This window comes from Sulfitobacter sp. IGS-18, from assembly GCF_059628195.1.
Genome location: NZ_CM184556.1, coordinates 1,138,659 through 1,154,585 on the forward strand (window position 1 = coordinate 1,138,659; position 15,927 = coordinate 1,154,585).

The 15,927-nt window shown below is 65.3% G+C and carries 13 protein-coding genes; 9 read left to right on the top strand and 4 right to left on the bottom strand.

Going from position 1 to position 15,927, the window contains the following annotated elements; genetic code table 11:
* Positions 1–9 precede the first annotated feature (9 nt).
* The 3 genes from ACWNZ3_RS05520 to ACWNZ3_RS05530 are packed head-to-tail and all read left to right on the top strand — an operon-like array spanning position 10 to position 3,118.
* The gene (locus tag ACWNZ3_RS05520) at positions 10–990 is read left to right on the top strand and encodes a membrane dipeptidase (RefSeq protein ID WP_496901484.1); all 981 of its coding nucleotides are present in this window, start codon (positions 10–12) and stop codon (positions 988–990) included.
* On the top strand, positions 987–2,630 hold the full coding sequence (locus ACWNZ3_RS05525) for a hypothetical protein (protein ID WP_496901485.1): 1,644 nt from the start codon (positions 987–989) through the stop codon (positions 2,628–2,630). Before ACWNZ3_RS05520 ends, ACWNZ3_RS05525 begins: the two co-directional genes overlap by 4 nt.
* Positions 2,627–3,118: a hypothetical protein gene (locus ACWNZ3_RS05530; protein WP_496901486.1), complete on the top strand. Its 492-nt coding sequence runs from the start codon at positions 2,627–2,629 to the stop codon at positions 3,116–3,118. The genes ACWNZ3_RS05525 and ACWNZ3_RS05530 overlap by 4 nt, the downstream gene beginning before the upstream one ends.
* A 165-nt stretch (positions 3,119–3,283) precedes the next feature.
* Here ACWNZ3_RS05530 and hrpB read toward each other — a convergent pair whose 3' ends face one another.
* A complete protein-coding gene (gene hrpB, locus ACWNZ3_RS05535; RefSeq protein WP_496901487.1) occupies positions 3,284–5,692 on the bottom strand; it encodes an ATP-dependent helicase HrpB in 2,409 nt (802 codons plus the stop codon).
* Between the two features lie 79 nt (positions 5,693–5,771).
* Here hrpB and meaB point away from each other — a divergent pair, with 79 nt between their 5' ends.
* Entirely contained in the window at positions 5,772–6,752 is a 981-nt protein-coding gene (gene meaB / locus ACWNZ3_RS05540) for a methylmalonyl Co-A mutase-associated GTPase MeaB (RefSeq protein WP_496901488.1), read from the top strand.
* 290 nt (positions 6,753–7,042) lie between these two features.
* Here the strand turns inward: meaB and ACWNZ3_RS05545 are convergent, their stop codons facing one another.
* The 3 genes from ACWNZ3_RS05545 to fsa all read right to left on the bottom strand — a co-directional run bounded on the left by ACWNZ3_RS05545 (position 7,043) and on the right by fsa (position 9,495).
* Complete coding sequence (locus tag ACWNZ3_RS05545; RefSeq protein WP_496901489.1) at positions 7,043–7,993, bottom strand: tyrosine recombinase XerC; 951 nt, start codon at positions 7,991–7,993, stop codon at positions 7,043–7,045.
* On the bottom strand, positions 7,990–8,697 hold the full coding sequence (locus tag ACWNZ3_RS05550) for a DUF484 family protein (RefSeq protein WP_114274658.1): 708 nt from the start codon (positions 8,695–8,697) through the stop codon (positions 7,990–7,992). Before ACWNZ3_RS05550 ends, ACWNZ3_RS05545 begins: the two co-directional genes overlap by 4 nt.
* A 144-nt stretch (positions 8,698–8,841) precedes the next feature.
* A complete protein-coding gene (gene fsa, locus ACWNZ3_RS05555) occupies positions 8,842–9,495 on the bottom strand; it encodes a fructose-6-phosphate aldolase (RefSeq protein ID WP_114274657.1) in 654 nt (217 codons plus the stop codon).
* Between the two features lie 118 nt (positions 9,496–9,613).
* Between fsa and ACWNZ3_RS05560 the strand changes: the two genes are divergently transcribed.
* The 5 genes from ACWNZ3_RS05560 (at position 9,614) to ACWNZ3_RS05580 (ending at position 15,834) form a co-directional block, all read left to right on the top strand.
* On the top strand, positions 9,614–11,809 hold the full coding sequence (locus tag ACWNZ3_RS05560; protein WP_496901490.1) for a primosomal protein N': 2,196 nt from the start codon (positions 9,614–9,616) through the stop codon (positions 11,807–11,809).
* Positions 11,810–11,929: 120 nt separating this feature from the next.
* On the top strand, positions 11,930–12,118 hold the full coding sequence (locus ACWNZ3_RS05565; RefSeq protein ID WP_496901491.1) for a hypothetical protein: 189 nt from the start codon (positions 11,930–11,932) through the stop codon (positions 12,116–12,118).
* Between the two features lie 217 nt (positions 12,119–12,335).
* A complete protein-coding gene (locus tag ACWNZ3_RS05570) occupies positions 12,336–13,568 on the top strand; it encodes an MFS transporter (protein ID WP_269367634.1) in 1,233 nt (410 codons plus the stop codon).
* Positions 13,568–14,962, top strand: coding sequence for an MATE family efflux transporter (locus ACWNZ3_RS05575; RefSeq protein WP_269367635.1), 1,395 nt, complete (start codon positions 13,568–13,570; stop codon positions 14,960–14,962). The genes ACWNZ3_RS05570 and ACWNZ3_RS05575 overlap by 1 nt, the downstream gene beginning before the upstream one ends.
* Positions 14,962–15,834 (top strand): 50S ribosomal protein L11 methyltransferase, encoded by an 873-nt coding sequence (locus tag ACWNZ3_RS05580; RefSeq protein WP_496901492.1) that lies wholly within the window; start codon positions 14,962–14,964, stop codon positions 15,832–15,834. The genes ACWNZ3_RS05575 and ACWNZ3_RS05580 overlap by 1 nt, the downstream gene beginning before the upstream one ends.
* The last annotated feature ends 93 nt before the right edge of the window (positions 15,835–15,927 follow it).

Consider the following 15,927-nt stretch of genomic DNA (forward strand, 5'->3'; position numbering starts at 1 on the left):
GCTGCCGGTATGAAGGCACCGTTGATCGACAACCTGCAATACGCGAATTTCTCGCCTGCCATCTTTGAGCAGATGCGCGCAGGCGGGGTGGATGCGGTCCATGTGACCATCGCCTATCACGAGAGTTTTCGCGAGATGGTGCTGAACCTGGAACGCTGGAACCGCTGGTTCGAGGATCATGCGGACCTGATCTTCAAGGGGACCACGGCTGCGGATGTGATCCATGCGCAGGAGAGCGGGCGCACTGCGGTCTTTTTCGGGTTCCAGAACCCCAGCCCGATAGAGGATGACATCGGCCTGGTGGAAATCTGCCACCAGCTGGGCATCCGCTTCATGCAGCTGAGCTATAACAACCAGTCCCTGCTGGCGACGGGCTGCTATGAGGACGACGACACCGGCCTCACCCGGATGGGCCGCGCCGTGGTGGCAGAGATGAACCGCGTCGGCATGGTGATCGACATGTCCCATTCCGCCGAACGCTCCACGCTTGAGGCGATTGACCATTCCACCCGTCCCATCGCGATCACCCATGCCAACCCGCATTGGTGGCATCCCGCCCTGCGCAACAAATCCGACAGGGTGCTTAAGGCTCTGACCGGGGCAGGGGGGATGCTGGGCTTTTCGGTCTATCCGCATCACCTGAAGGGTGGATCGGACTGCAGTCTCGACAGCTTTTGCCAGATGATCGCCGAAGCCGCCGCGCGCTATGGCGCGCAGAACCTCGGTATCGGCACGGACCTGTGTCAGAACCAGCCCGACAGCGTCGTCGAATGGATGCGCGTGGGCCGCTGGACCAAGGCGATGGACTTTGGCGAAGGATCGGCCGCCAACGCCGGTTTCCCGCCAATGCCCGACTGGTTCAGGGACAACCGCGATTTCGGCAACATCCGCCGGGGTCTGACCGCGACAGGGCTGAGCGCGGCAGAGGTCGACGGCATCATGGGCGGCAACTGGCACAGGTTCTACGCTCAGGGCTTTGGCCCTTCATGAGGGACGAGGCTCAGCCACCGCAGACCGCGCTGCGCCCCCCGGAAGAGGTGATGCGGCTGGCGCGCATGGGGTCGATGTTCCCCACGCGGCTGAGTTTCCTGCGCAGTCTGATCCGCCGTCTTGCTGCCGAAAAGGTCACTGTCACCCGCGCGGTCTGGCAGATGGAGGCAGGCGGTTTTGGCCATGCCGTCTATAGCCTGCGCCTTGGTGGCCATGAGTATGCGCTGGTCGCCGTATCCTCCGACCTGCCAGCCGACCAGCGGACCGACCGGGTCATCGCCACCGCCTGGGACAGCGCCTTTGTGCTTTACGACGGCATCCCGGAGGCGGCAGAGATTGACCGCATCATTGCCAGCGCACCCAGGCAGGAGGCGGCGCGGTTTACCGAACGCGACCTGATCCTGAGCCGCGCGAACAAATCCCTGCGGCTTTTTGCCCATGTCACGCAGGCCCTGCAGGAGGGCCGCCAGCCGGATCCGGAGATGATCCGCGATGTGGGTTACCTGATGCGCACGACTGCCGTTTACGGCAATGGCAAGTTCGGCATCGCCGACCGTCACCTGATTGCCCGGCGTCCGGGGCTGGAAGGGCCCTTTGCCGCAGAGATGCTGACCGTCTGGCTGATCCGGCACTTCACCCATGACCTGGCGGAACATGTGGGCGGCGGCAGGCTCGACCGTGCCCTGAAACGCCACCTTGGCATCGGCAATGCCACCGGGCTGGGCATGGCCCCCTTTCTGGTCACCCATCCGGTGCTTCTGAACAACTGGATGCAGGCGCGCGAAACCGCGCTGGCCCGTGTGCGGGCCTTGCCGCGGCTGACATCTGCGCAACAGGACAGGCTGTACTTGCTTGCCGCCCGCGCCGCCGCGCATCTGCGCGAATGGCAGGTGCCCGACCCCGCGCATCATGCCCGTATCGTCGCGTTGCGCGGCGATTGGGAAGCGGCGTGCAACGCGCTCGATCTTTCCGGCTTGCGCCCCCTTGATGCGGCCATGCACCGGATCAGCGGGGCAAGCCTGGATGTACAGGAATTGATGGCCGGGCTGATCCTCGAACCCTTCGGCGATCTGGTGGACGATCTGGCCGCAACCATGGGCGATCCCTTTGGCCCGCTTTGCGCGCCACTCCCGGACACCGTTGAACTGCGCGCGCGGATCACGAGCGATTTCCGCTGGGCGCTGGCGCCCGACTACGATGCGCCAGAGGCCTGCGGCCAGTTCTGGTACGTGTCAGCGGCCAAGCAGGAACCCCGCCTCGGGCGGCGTTTTGCCGAAGAGGGCGCCGATCAGGAAACCCCGCTGGACATCGGCCGCCGGGTCAAGGCGCTCTACCAGGACCTCGAAGGGGAAAATGCCCCGCTGAGCGCCTTCCTGTCCCGCCATCCGGATCACGCGCTGGCGGCAGAGCGTGTGGCCATGGCAGGGCGCTACCCCTATGGCGAAATCCGCGACAACCTGATTGCCGAAGACTGCCTGCCCATCGACATGCTGCGCTGCAAGCTGGCATTCTTTGGCGCGGCCAAGTTCGACCCCAAATCGGACCGATGGACCCGGATCACCCTGTGCCAGGGCGCGCCGCTGGCGGATGAACTGGGGCCGGGGGCAGACGATTGGTGGCTGCCGGTCTTTGCCTCATGAAGCTCTCCGTCAATGAGGTGATGGGCCTGGCTGCCCGGGCCGCGCGCGGGGCGGGGGCACCACCGGCACAGGCCGCCGCCTTTGGCCGCGCGGCGATGTTCCACCTTGCGGCGGAGCGGGCGGAGGGCACCCTGACTGCCGCGCTTGAGGCCTTGCCACGGGGGCCGATCCTGACCCTGCCTTTGGCCTTTATCCGTGTTCTGACCGAAGAATGCAGCGATACCCCGTTGCCCCCGGATGTGGACACGGCACTGGTGCAAAGCTACGCCGAGGCGCAGACTTTCCTAACCACGCTGCGCCCCGAGGGGCCGCAGATGCAGATCACTGTCGATCGCAAATCCGCATCGCCCGGACCGGCGATATCCCGGATCACAATGTCGGAAGAGCTGTTCACTCTTCTCAACCACCTGGCCGCGCGCATCCTCGTCCCTGAAAGCGAAGCCTCGCGCATCGGTGGTGCGGGTGCGGGCCTCACCGACAACGACTGACCCCGGGGTTCTTTTTGCCAGAATACGCGGGGGTTTGGGGCAGGTTCCCGGGAACCGCGCCGCGGGCGCGTATTCTCTCTTCAAGCGCGGCTTGGCGCTTTATTATCATTTCGAGCGCGGCTTGGCGCATTTCTACTATTTTGTGCGCGGCTTCGCGCATTTCTACTATTTGGTGCGCGGTTTGGCGCGCAACGTGGGGTCCGCCTGCGTCGGGTCCTCCGGCCAGGGATGCTTGGGGTATTGCCCCCGCATGTCCTTGCGCACATCCGCATAGGACGAGGCCCAGAACCCCGGCAGGTCCGTTGTCACCTGAACCGGACGCTGGGCGGGGGAGAGCAAAGTCATCTGCACCGGCTGTCCCGCCACCATCGGGTGTCGCGTGACGCCAAAGACCTCTTGCAGGCGCAGTGCAATCGCGGGCTGCGCGCCGTCATAGTCGATGGGGATGCGGCGGCCCAACGGCGTTTCGAAATGCGCAGGCGCGGCGCGGTCCAGCGCCTGCTGCTGGTCCCAGTCAAGCCGTGCCCGAAGGGCGGGCAACAGGTCGAACCCTTTCCAGTCCCCGGCGCTGCGCAGCCCGGTCAGATGCGGCAGCAGCCAGTCCTCCAGCGTTGCCATCAGATGGGCTTCGGAAAAATCGGGGAAGGGCGGGGGCATCAGCCTTGCACGGGCCAGAAAGCGCCGGGCCGCGGCACCGGGCAGCAGTCCCAGCTGCCGCACACCCTCCAGCATCGCCAGCGCCACCTGATCTTCCGGCGCATCGGTCCAGTTGCGGTCCTGCAGGACCAATGCACCGAATGTTTCCTGCTGACGGGTCAGCACCCGGTTGTCACGCCGCGACCAGATGCAGACGTCTTTCCAGGTAATCTGACCCTCGAATGTCGCGCGCAGATCGGCCTCTTCCAGCCGGGCGGCCTGCCGGATGCGCGCCTCGCGCGGATCGCCGTCCAGATCGGTGGCCACGATCAGCCGCGCCTGGGCCATCGCGTCACCCTGTGGCAGCATGGCGCCCTTGCCGCCCGACAGGACATAGCGCGGCGCGTCGCCGGGCCTGCGCAGGCCGACACGGTCGGGATAGGCCAGCGCCGCCAGCACTGCGATATCCTCGGGGCCCTGCGCCGTCTGGCCTCTGGCGAGGCGCTTGGCCTCCTGCCGGATGCGCGCCACCGTTGCCGCATGGGCCTGCGGATTGCCGCGTAGGATGGCCTGGATGCGCAGCGTCAGGTCCACACCGGTGCCGCGCAGCGGATCACGCTCTGCCAGCAGGGCCGCAAGCATCGGTGCCCGCGCGCCGCCCCGTGCCACCATATGCGCAAGGCGGGGGTGCAGCGGCAGGCGCGCCAGCGCCCGGCCGTGATCGGTGATCCTGCCCTGCGCATCCAGCGCTTCCAGCAACTGCAGAACGCGCCGCGCCTCGGCCAGACGGCCCTCATGCGGGGGCGTGACAAAGCGCATTTCTTCGGCCTGACCACCCCAAAGCGCCAGTTCCAGCGCGAAACCTGTCAGGTCTCCGGCCTCGATCTCTGCGGGCGGATAGGCGGCCAATGCGCCCTCCTCCCCCTTCGTCCAAAGCTTGTAGGCCACCCCGGGCGCCATCCGGCCCGCCCGGCCCGCGCGTTGCGCGGCCTCGGCCCGGGTGACCCTTTCGGTGATCAGCCGCGACATGCCGGAGGCGGGGTCAAAGCGCGCCCGGCGCGCCCGGCCCGCATCCACGACGATGGTGATCCCCTCGATGGTCAGGGAGGTTTCCGCGATGGAGGTGGCAAGCACCACCTTGCGGCCCGACGGGGCGGGGGCGATGGCGGCGCGCTGGGCCTTGAAGTCCATCGCGCCAAAAAGCGGGGCAATGGTGCATCCCTTGGGCAGCTGATCGCGCAGGATCGCCTCGACCTTGCGGATCTCGCCCTCACCGGGCAGGAACACCAGCGCCGATCCCTCCGCCTCAGCCAGGGCCTGCAGCACAAGATCTGCGGTCGCCTGTTCGAGACGTTTGTTGACAAAGGGTTTGTCCAGCCAACGCGGGGTGACCGGAAAGCTGCGCCCCTGTGAGGTGACCACAGGTGCGGCCATCAGATCGGCCACCGGGGCCGCGTCCAGCGTGGCAGACATGGCCACCAGTAGCAGGTCGTCGCGCAGCGCCTCCGCCACCTCCAGACAAAGCGCCAGGCCGAGGTCCGCATTGAGCGAGCGTTCGTGGAATTCGTCAAAGATCACGGCACCCACGCCGGGCAGGTCCGGCTCTGCCTGCAACATCCGGGTGAGGATGCCTTCGGTCACCACCTCGATCCTGGTCGTCCTGCCAACCGCCGAAGCCCCGCGCACGCGGTAGCCGACCGTCTGGCCGACCTCTTCGCCCAGGGTGGCGGCCATGCGTTCTGCTGCGGCCCGCGCGGCAAGGCGGCGCGGCTCCAGCATCAGGATCTTGCCCTTTGTCAGCGCCGCGTCGAGCATCGCCAGGGGGACGCGTGTGGTCTTGCCCGCGCCGGGCGGAGCCTGCAGCACCAGACGGCCGGTTTCGCGCAGGGCGGCGATGGCCTGCGGCAGGACCGCGTCGATGGGCAGGGTAAAGGACATGTCGTCTTATCCGGCAAACCGCCTGGCGCGCCAACGGCCGGGGCTGGACATTTTTGCGCTGTCCCGCAAAAGATGCGCCATGGATATCAAGGACCTTGCCAGCCGCATCCGCGCACAGGAGCGCCGGGCGCTCGCGCGTGCGATCACGCTGGTGGAATCGGGCCGCGCCGATCACCGCGCCGCCGCCGCCGAATTGCTGGCTGCCCTGCCGCAGGAGGGTCAGGCGCTGCGCATCGGTCTGTCCGGCACCCCGGGCGTGGGCAAATCGACCTTTATCGAAAGCTTTGGCATGATGCTGACCGGCATGGGCAAGCGGGTGGCGGTGCTGGCGGTCGATCCGTCCTCCTCCCGCTCCGGCGGGTCGATCCTGGGCGACAAGACCCGGATGGATCAGCTCAGCCGCGATCCCAATGCCTTTATCCGGCCCTCGCCCAGCCAGACCCACCTGGGCGGCGTGGCGCGGCGCACCCGCGAGGCCGTGCGCCTGTGCGAGGCGGCGGGTTTTGACGTGGTGCTGATCGAAACCGTGGGTGTCGGCCAGTCCGAAACCGTGGTGGCAGAAATGTCCGACCTTTTCGTGCTGCTGCTGGCGCCGGCGGGCGGGGACGAATTGCAGGGCGTCAAACGGGGCATCATGGAAGTGGCGGATGTGATCCTGATCAACAAGGCCGATGGGGAACTGAAGGCGGCGGCCACCCGCACCTGCGCCGATTACGCGGGCGCGCTGCGCCTGCTGCGCAAGCGTCCGCAGGACCCGGCGGGCTATCCCTGTGCGATGACGGTTTCCGCGCTGGAGGAGAACGGGCTGGATCAGGCATGGCGGGCGCTTGAAGACCTGGCGGACTGGCGGCGCGAAAACGGATTCTGGGACCGGACCCGTGCCGCGCAGGCGCGTTACTGGTTTCTGGAGGACGTGAAGCAGCGCTTGCTGGCGCAATTGTCCGAAGTTGAAACTCAGGCGCGGCTCACCGCGCTGAGCGACGCCGTTGCCGCCGGGGAGCAGGACCCCTCAGCCGCCGCTCAGGATTTTGTGGACGGGATGCGCAGGTCGGTATCCTGACGGAATTTTCGAAAATTCCGGTTCGATTTCTTTGAAGAAATCGGCGGTTCACGCGGTTTTCATGGGCTTGATATGACGGCGGAGTTTTCGAAAACTCCGGTCCGTTTTCTTTGAAGAAAACGCATGTTTTCCGAACCTTGAGGTGTAGGGAAAGTCACAAAGTCGGAATTTTCGAAAATTCCGGTTCGATTTCTTTGAAGAAATCGGCGGTTCATGCGGTTTTCAGGGACTTGATATGACGACGGAGTTTTCGAAAACTCCGGCCCGTTTTCTTTGAAGAAAACGCAATCTCATCCCGCCTTGGGATGCGCCCGGTTGTAGACCTCCATCAACCGCGCCGTGTCGACCGCCGTATAGGCCTGGGTGGTGGAAAGCGAGGCATGGCCCAGCAATTCCTGGATCGCGCGCAGATCGCCGCCCGCGTCCAGCAGATGGGTGGCAAAGCTGTGGCGCATTGCATGGGGTGTCGCGGTCGCAGGCAGGCCAAGCTGCATGCGCGCATCCGCCATCACCTGCGAAATCGCGCGCGGCCCCAGGGGCCCCCCACGCACGGCGCGAAACAGCGGGCCATCGGCCTCCTGCGGGAAGGGGCAGGCGCGCAGATAGGCACCGACCGCCTCGCGGGCGGCGGGCAGAACCGGAACCACGCGTTCCTTGCCGCCCTTGCCGGAAATGCGCAGCGACTCGGGCAGGGGGGCATCCGCGCCCCTGAGGCCAAGCGCCTCCGATATCCGCAGACCGCAGCCCCAAAGCAGGGTCAGCACCGCGACGTCGCGGGTTGCAACCCAGGGGTGACGCGATTGCAGTTCGACACAGTCGATCATCGCACGCGCGGCATCCACCGCCAGCGGGCGGGGCAGTTTCCTGGAAAACTTCGGCGCTCGGGTGGTCAGGACCGCTGTGGGTTCAAAGCCTTCGCGTTCTGCCAGCCAGCGGTAAAAGGCTTTCACCGCGGACAGCTTGCGCGCCATGGAGCGGGGGCCGACGCCGGGGCCGCGTGTGCGGGCCATCCAGGACCGCATGTCCGAAATCGTGATCTGTGCCAAGGCGCCCAGGCCCTGCGGTGCCGCCTTATGGGCGGTCATGAAGGCCAGGAAATCCGCGACATCGCCCTGATAGGCGGTCAGCGTATTCTCTGCCGCCCCTTTCAAGGCGCGCTGCTGGTCCAGCCATGTGGCCAGCGCATCGCGCGCGGCGGGGCTGATCAGCCCGGTCTGTGCTGCTGTATCGCCGCGCTTCAAGACAGCCAGCGGCGCATCGCGCGCTCGAACACACCGGTAAAGAAGGTCAGCAGGTCGGTGCCCTGCTGGGGGCCGAACATATGCGGATCCTCCGCCCCCAGAACCAGCAGGCCGGGCAGGCGGCCCGCGCCGAAATCGAGCTTCAGGCAGGCTTCGGATCGGATCCAGTCGGATTTCTCGCCATAGATCTGATGCGCCCCGTCCTGCACGCCGCGCAAGGTCACCTGGCGGGGCGCGCCGCCGCGGCCATGGGTCAGGTAGCTGTCGATAAAGCCCGGTTCTGCCACGCTCAGCACATCACCCAGCCGCTGCACCGCCGGGTCGTTGTCGTTCTGAACCGATTCAAGAACCAGCTTTACCGCATCGACGCGCAGGATATCAGCCACTTCGCCGCCCAGATCGCGCAGGAAGGGTTCGAATTCGACCGGGTCGAGCATCCGCAGGATGGCACGGTGGATCTGGTTGGTCCCGGCCAGGTTTTCATAGGCGGCGGCGATCACGCTGCGGTGCGTGTCCTCCAGCCGGTCGAGCCGCGATTCCAGCCGTTCCATCGCGATGCCGCGCAGATCGACGATATTGCCGCCCATCGCCCTTTCATTGGCAGCGATCAGGGCCTGCATCAGATCGGTGTCGTCGAGTATCACATCGGGTTGCGAAATGATCGCCTCGCGCAGGGCGTCGTCAATCTTGGGGCTGCTGCTCATATCAGTCTCTGCTTGATTTGCTCCGGTATAGCACCGCTGGCCGGCAATTGCCGCCCCTTTTTCGCCATGCCGGGGCAAAAACCCGTGGCGTTGCGAAATTGTGCCCTTCGGGGTGCGGGGCGGGCATGCCGCCCCGAAACCGGGTCAGAGGATTTTCTGGCCGGTCTTTTCCCAATCCTTGGTGAACTGCTCAAGCCCCTTGTCGGTCAGCGGGTGGATCGCCAGCTTCTTGATCACCTCGGGCGGCGCTGTCATCACATCGGCACCGGCCAGCGCACATTCGTGGACGTGGTTCACCGACCGGATCGAGGCGGCGAGGATGTTTGTCTCGAACCCGTAGTTGTCATAGATCGTGCGGATGTCGTGGATCAGGTCCATGCCGTCGATGTGGATGTCATCCAGCCGCCCGATGAAGGGCGAGATGAAGGTCGCACCGGCCTTGGCGGCCAGCAGCGCCTGGTTGGCAGAGAAACACAGTGTCACATTGACCATGCGGCCCTCGCCGGACAGGATCTTGCAGGCTTTCAGCCCGTCCCATGTCAGCGGCAGCTTGATGGTGATGTTGTCCGCAATCTCGGCCAGCTTGCGGCCCTCGGCGATCATGGTCTCCGCATCCAGGGCTACCACTTCGGCACTGACCGGGCCGGTGACCAGAGCGCAGATCTCGCGGGTGACCTCGATGATGTCGCGGCCCGACTTGAGGATCAGGGAGGGGTTTGTGGTAACGCCGTCTACCATGCCCAGGTCGTTCAGCTCGGCAATCGCGTCAATCTCTGCGGTGTCTACGAAAAATTTCATCTCGGTGTCCTTATCGCTTGGAATGGTGGCGCTAACGGTTATCTCTGTCGCCTTGGCTTTATCGCATGATCTGCGATGCTGAAAGCCTTCAATTGTGAATTTCCAAGGTGGGGCATCCGTGGACGGTCCGGAATTCTTCGATCAAGGTGACCTGGTGGCGGTGCTGACGACCCAGCCTTTGGGCCGGGCGCTGGATTACCGTGCGCCCGAGGGGGGCTGTCACCGGGGCGCGTTTGTGGAGGTGCCGCTGGGGCCGCGCAAGGTGCTGGGCGTGGTCTGGGGGGCGGGGCAGGGCGATTATGACCTGTCAAAAATCCGCTCCGTGATCCGGGTTCTGGATGCCGCGCCGATGCGCGAGGAAATGCGCAGTTTCCTTGCGCGGGCCGCCGCCTATACGCTGACGCCAATGCCCGCGATGCTGCGTCTTGCCACCCGTGCGCCGGGCCTGGGCGACCCGCCGTCGATGCGAAGGGTCTACCGGCGCGGTGTGTCGGAGCCCGAGCGGATGACCGACGCCCGCCGCCGCGTCCTGGCCACCCTGCAGGATTATGGCGATCTTTCCTTTACCCTCAAGGAACTGGCCGAGATGGCCGGGGTGACCGCATCGGTGGTCAAGGGGCTGGTGGCACAGGGCGCCGTGGCCGAGGAAGAAAGCCCCCGCGATCTGCCCTTTCCCCGGCTGGACCCGGAACTGCCGGGCAAGGCGTTGACCGAGGATCAGGCCGCCGGGGCAGAGGTTCTGGCAGAGGCGGTGCGCAGCCAGAGCTATGGCACCACCCTGCTGCGCGGTGTCACCGGCTCGGGCAAGACCGAAGTCTATCTTGAAGCCGTCGCTGCAACTCTGCGCATGGGCCGTCAGGCGCTGGTGCTGCTGCCCGAGATCGCCCTGACCGAGCAATTCCTGCACCGGGTCGAGGAACGCTTTGGTGCGAAGCCCGCCGAATGGCATTCGGGGGCCACCATGACCGAACGCCGCCGTATCTGGCGCATGGTGGGACAGGGACACGCTCAATTGGTGATCGGGGCGCGGTCGGCCCTGTTTCTGCCGTTTCAGAATCTCGGGCTGATTGTCGTGGATGAGGAACATGACACCTCCTACAAGCAGGAGGACGGCGTGCTGTACCACGCGCGCGACATGGCGGTTCTGCGGGCCTCCATCTGCGGCGCCCAGGTGGTGCTGGCAAGCGCCACACCCTCGCTTGAGACCTGGGCGAATGTGGAAGCAGGCAAATACCGGCGTCTTGAACTGACCTCGCGATTCGGCCCTGCGGTGATGCCGCAGATGGGGGCCATCGACATGCGCGACGAGGGGCTGCCCTCTGACCGCTGGGTGTCACCGACCCTGCAGGGCGAGGTGAACAAGCGGCTGGAAAAGGGCGAACAGGCAATGCTCTTCATCAACCGCCGCGGCTATGCGCCGGTCACGCTGTGCCGGGCCTGCGGGCATCAGATCGGTTGCGACCATTGCGATGCGCGCATGGTGGAGCACCGGTTCCTCAAGCGCCTGATCTGTCACCAATGTGGTGAAAGCAAACCCATGCCCGAAACCTGCCCCTCCTGCGGGGCGGAGGACCGGCTGGCCCCGGTGGGTCCGGGGGTCGAAAGGCTGGGCGAGGAGGCGGCGGCGCTTTGGCCCGATGCGCGGGTGGCGGTGCTGTCCTCGGACATGTACGGATCGGCGCGGGCGCTGAAGGCCGAGATCGCAGGCATTGCGGCGGGGGCGGCGGACATCATCATCGGCACGCAACTGGTGGCCAAGGGACATAACTTTCCCAATCTCACCCTTGTTGGCGTGATCGACGCGGATCTGGGGCTGATGGGGTCTGACCTGCGGGCGGCGGAGCGGACATTCCAGCTGATGCGCCAGGTGGCAGGCCGGGCGGGCCGGGCGGAGGCACCGGGGGCGGCGCTGTTGCAGACCTATCAGCCGGATCATCCGGTGATCCGGGCAATCCTGGCGGGCGATGAAGAGGCTTTCTGGTCGGCAGAGGCAAAGGAACGTCACCAGGCCGGGGTGCCGCCCTATGGCCGGATGGCGGGGATCATCCTGTCCGGCCCGGATGTGGCGCAGGTGTTTGATGCGGGCAACCTGCTGGCGCAGCGCGACGCGCCGCTGCGGCGCATCGGTGCGCAGGTCTTTGGCCCGGCCCCGGCACCCATCGCCCGGGTGCGCGGGCGGCATCGCGTCAGGCTGCTGGTCAAGGCGGAAAAATCCGCGCCCCTGCAGGAGGCGCTTGCGCAATGGGTGGCGCAGGTGAAGCTGAAAGGTGAGCTGCGCCTTGCAGTGGATATCGACCCGCAGAGCTTCTACTGACCCTGCCCGGTCACCGCTGCGACGATCCATCACTTTTTGTGAAGTGATCCCGCATAAACATTCATTTCAATGATTGGCTGGCGCTCCCTATCTATGGCTCACACAGCATAGGAGTCTACCATGTCACTTCAGGAACAATCTTACAAATCTTCACAGATGCATGTCCGGATGACCGCCCCGGTCGCCCTGCTGATCGGCGCGGTTTTTGCCGCTCTTCTGGTCTGGGCCGTGCAGGGCACCGACGCTGCGGGCGACGGGCCGGTCTGGTACGGCAATTCCGGACCCGTCGCGGCGCAGACATCGCTTTGATGGGCGCGGAACGTCGCGCAGCGCTGTTGCGCTGCGCGCAAGCCGCCCCGCCCGCCGTCCCGTGTCGCCGTGTCGTCTGACATGGAGAGGGTCCATGCGGGGAGGCGTCGCGCAGGGATATTTGGGGCCAAAAAGAATGCGGAGCGGTGCATTCGGGAAGGGCGGATGTGCGTTTTTGGCCTCGTCTTTGGCCTGATGCAGGCGTATTAGCGCTGGCATGACGCATTTCGTGACCCTTGAAGACGCCAAGCATCAGCCGTTCTGGCGGCGACCCGTGGCCTTGCTGTTCCTGATGGCGCTGGCGATGCCGATTGCCTTCAACACCTGGTCGGCATTGCTGAACAACTTCGTCATCGAGGTCGCGGATTTCGACGGCTCCGACATCGGGCTGCTGCATACGGTGCGCGAGATTCCGGGTTTCCTCGCGGTGGGGGTGATCGCGATCATCATCTTCGTGCGCGAACAGGTGCTGGGGTTGGTGTCGCTGGCCCTGCTGGGCGCTGCAACAGCGGTCACGGCCTGGTTCCCCTCCATGGGCGGCATTCTGACGATCACCATGCTGTCCTCCATCGGGTTTCATTATTACGAGACGGTGAACCAGTCGCTGCAGCTGCAATGGCTGAAGATCGAGGATGCGCCGCGCATGCTGGGCTGGCTGCTGGCGGCGGGATCCTTTGCGACGCTGGTGGCCTATCTGGCGATCATGTCCCTCTGGGAGACGCTGGATCTGAGCTATAACGCCGTCTACCTGGCGGGGGGCGGGGTGACGCTGCTGATCGCGATCTTTGCCATGGTGGCCTATCCGCAGTTCGAAGCCCCCACGCCGCAGATCAAGAAGATGGTGCTGCGCCGCCGCTACTGGCTCTATTACGCGTTGCAGTTCATGGCGGGCGCAAGGCGGCAGATCTTTGTGGTATTTGCAGGGTTCATGATGGTGGAACGGTTCGGCTATGAGGTGCATCAGATCACCACGCTCTATCTGGTGAACCTTGTTGCCAATATGGTGCTCGCCCCGATGATGGGCCGTGCGGTCGGCTATTTCGGTGAGCGCCGCACGCTGGGGTTCGAATATATCGGGCTGATCATCGTCTTTCTCAGCTATGGTGGTGTCTATTACCTGGGCTGGGGCGTGATGGTGGCCGCCGTGCTTTATGTGCTGGATCACATCTTTTTCGGGCTGGCGCTGGCGCTCAAGACCTATTTCCAGAAGATCGCGGACCCGGCGGATATTGCGCCGACTGCGGCGGTGGCCTTTACCATCAACCATATTGCGGCGGTGTTCCTGCCGGTGCTGCTGGGGCTGTTGTGGCTGGTCTCGCCTGCTGCGGTCTTCTTCCTTGCCGCGGGGATGGCGGGCGTTTCACTGAGCCTTGCCATGCTGATCCCGCGCCACCCGGCGCCGGGGAACGAGACGATCTTTGCCAGTGCGGTGCCGCAGGCGGCCGAGTGATGGCCGAACAGGGCCGTTTCCTGACCGGTGGCACGATGGGCCATGTGGTGCGGATGACGGCGACCGGGGCGATGGGGATCACCTTTGTCTTTGTGGTGGATGCCGCCAACCTGCTGTGGATTTCGCAGCTTGGCGATCCGAGGCTGGTGGCCGCCATCGGCTTTGCCTATGCGGTACAGTTCTTTTCGGTATCCATTGCCGTGGGGCTGATGATCGCCACCACGGCGGTGATTTCGCGCAGCATCGGGCAGGGCGCCCATGCGCAGGCGCGCAGGCAGGCGGCGGCGGGCACGGTGATCGCCGCCGCGATCCTGACCCTGGTGGTCGCGGCGATTGTCGGCTTCCGGCATGAGCTGATTGCGCTGGCCGGCGCCACCGGAGAGACGGCGCGCCTCGCGTCACGCTACCTGGCGATCACGATCCCCTCGCTGATCCCGATGTCGGCGGCGCTGGCCTGTTCCGGCGTGCTGCGGGCCCATGGCTATGGGGCCAAGGCGATGTATGTCACGCTGTTTTCCGGATTTGTGCTGCTGCTTCTGGACCCTGTCCTGATCTTCTATCTGGGCTGGGGGCTGGACGGGGCCGCGATCGGGCTGGTGCTGTTCCGCTTTTCGCTGCTGGGGCTGGCCCTGTATTACGCCGTCGTGCAGATGGGGCTGCTGGAGCGTCCCCGGCTGCGCACCCTGCGCAACATCGCGGGGCCCTTTGCCGCCGTGGCGATCCCGGCGGTTGCCACCCAGATGTCCACCCCTGCGGGCAACTACTTTCTGACCATCGTCATGGCGCAATACGGCGATGACGCAATGGCGGCCTGGGCGGTGATCGGGCGGCTGACGGTTGTGGTCTTTGGCGGCGTCTTTGCCCTGTCGGGGGCGATCGGCGGTATCTTCGGACAGAACTACGGCGCGGGCCGGATGAGCCGCGTCCGCAGCACCTACCGGGACGCGCTGCTGTTCTGCGGCATCTATACATTGCTGGCCTGGGGGCTGCTGATCATGGTGACGCCTCATGTGATCGCGCTTTTCGGGCTGAGCGGCCTGGGCGCGGATGTCCTGCGCTCTTTCACCTTTGTGGGTGTAGGCGGCTTCATCTTCATCGGGGCGCTCTTCGTGTCGAACGCGGCATTCAACAACCTCGGGCGCGCCGGGCGCTCCACCCTGGTGAACTGGATCAAGGACGGGCTGCTGAGCTGGCCTGCCGCTGCGTGGCTTGCGGCCCTCTTTGGGGCGCAGGGGGTGATCTATGGTCAGGCGCTGGCAGGGGGTGTCGTCGGGATCGGGGCGGCACTCTGGGGCTGGTTCTATGTCAGGGGGCTGCGCGACCCTGTGGGCGCGCCCCTTGACCCCGGCACGCCACGGCCCTACCCGAACCCTGACAGATACCGGAGACGCTGATGCCCACCTTCACCGCATTGACCACCCTCGAAGGCCGCGCGCCCGCCTACAAGCTGGGCGAGGCGATGGAGGGGATGACACCCGAACCCACCGGCATCGGCGTGTTCGAGATGGAAGACGGATCGGGCCTCTGGGAGGTCGGCGGTTATTTCGAAGAGGCCCCGGACGAGGCAAGCCTGGCCCTGCTGGCCGCAGCGATGGGCGCGAAACCCTTTGTGGTATCAGAGTTGCCAGAGACCGACTGGGTCGCCCATGTGCGCCGGGAACTGGCCCCGGTGGAGGCCGGACGTTTCTTTGTCTATGGCAGCCATGATGCGGACAAGGTGCCGGAAGGGGTCGAGCCGCTGCTGATCGAGGCGGCAATGGCCTTTGGCACCGGGCACCACGGCACCACGTTGGGATGCCTGCGGGCGCTGGACCGGCTGGCGACGGGCGGTTTTGCCGGTGCGAATGTGGTGGACATCGGCTGCGGCACGGCGGTGCTGGCCATGGCGGCGGCGCGGATCTGGCCGCAGAACGTGCTGGCCAGCGACATTGATGAGGTCGCGGTGGAGGTCGCAAAGGCGAATGTGGCGGCAAATGGGCTGACCGGCCGGGTCTCCTGTGTCGAGGCGGCAGGCTTTGGCCATCCTAATCTCGCAGCGGCGGCGCCTTTTGACCTGATCTTTGCCAACATACTAAAGGGTCCGCTGATCGCGCTGGCCCCCGACCTTGCCGATTCCCTGCAACCGGGCGGATATGCGATTCTCTCGGGGATTCTGAACGAGCAGGCCGACGAAGTGATCGGCGTTTATGCACGATGCGGCATCAATCTGGTCGAACGGGAGAGCATTGTCGACTGGACGACACTCACACTGCAAAAAAACACCTAGATTGAAGGGGTTTTAAGGTACATTTGAGGCAGTTGCCCAGAATTTGCCACATTCCTTGTCTAATTCTGATTTCAACAGCGGTGGGGGCCGATG

Bases quoted from the DNA above. Each gene is read 5' to 3' on its own strand.
- ACWNZ3_RS05520 (WP_496901484.1), top strand. From the start codon at position 10: ATGAAGGCACCGTTGATCGACAACCTGCAATACGCGAATTTCTCGCCT.
- ACWNZ3_RS05525 (WP_496901485.1), top strand. From the start codon at position 987: ATGAGGGACGAGGCTCAGCCACCGCAGACCGCGCTGCGCCCCCCGGAA.
- ACWNZ3_RS05530 (WP_496901486.1), top strand. From the start codon at position 2,627: ATGAAGCTCTCCGTCAATGAGGTGATGGGCCTGGCTGCCCGGGCCGCG.
- hrpB (WP_496901487.1), bottom strand. From the start codon at position 5,692: ATGTCCTTTACCCTGCCCATCGACGCGGTCCTGCCGCAGGCCATCGCC.
- meaB (WP_496901488.1), top strand. From the start codon at position 5,772: ATGGATATCAAGGACCTTGCCAGCCGCATCCGCGCACAGGAGCGCCGG.
- ACWNZ3_RS05550 (WP_114274658.1), bottom strand. From the start codon at position 8,697: ATGAGCAGCAGCCCCAAGATTGACGACGCCCTGCGCGAGGCGATCATT.
- fsa (WP_114274657.1), bottom strand. From the start codon at position 9,495: ATGAAATTTTTCGTAGACACCGCAGAGATTGACGCGATTGCCGAGCTG.
- ACWNZ3_RS05565 (WP_496901491.1), top strand. From the start codon at position 11,930: ATGTCACTTCAGGAACAATCTTACAAATCTTCACAGATGCATGTCCGG.
- ACWNZ3_RS05570 (WP_269367634.1), top strand. From the start codon at position 12,336: ATGACGCATTTCGTGACCCTTGAAGACGCCAAGCATCAGCCGTTCTGG.
- ACWNZ3_RS05575 (WP_269367635.1), top strand. From the start codon at position 13,568: ATGGCCGAACAGGGCCGTTTCCTGACCGGTGGCACGATGGGCCATGTG.
- ACWNZ3_RS05580 (WP_496901492.1), top strand. From the start codon at position 14,962: ATGCCCACCTTCACCGCATTGACCACCCTCGAAGGCCGCGCGCCCGCC.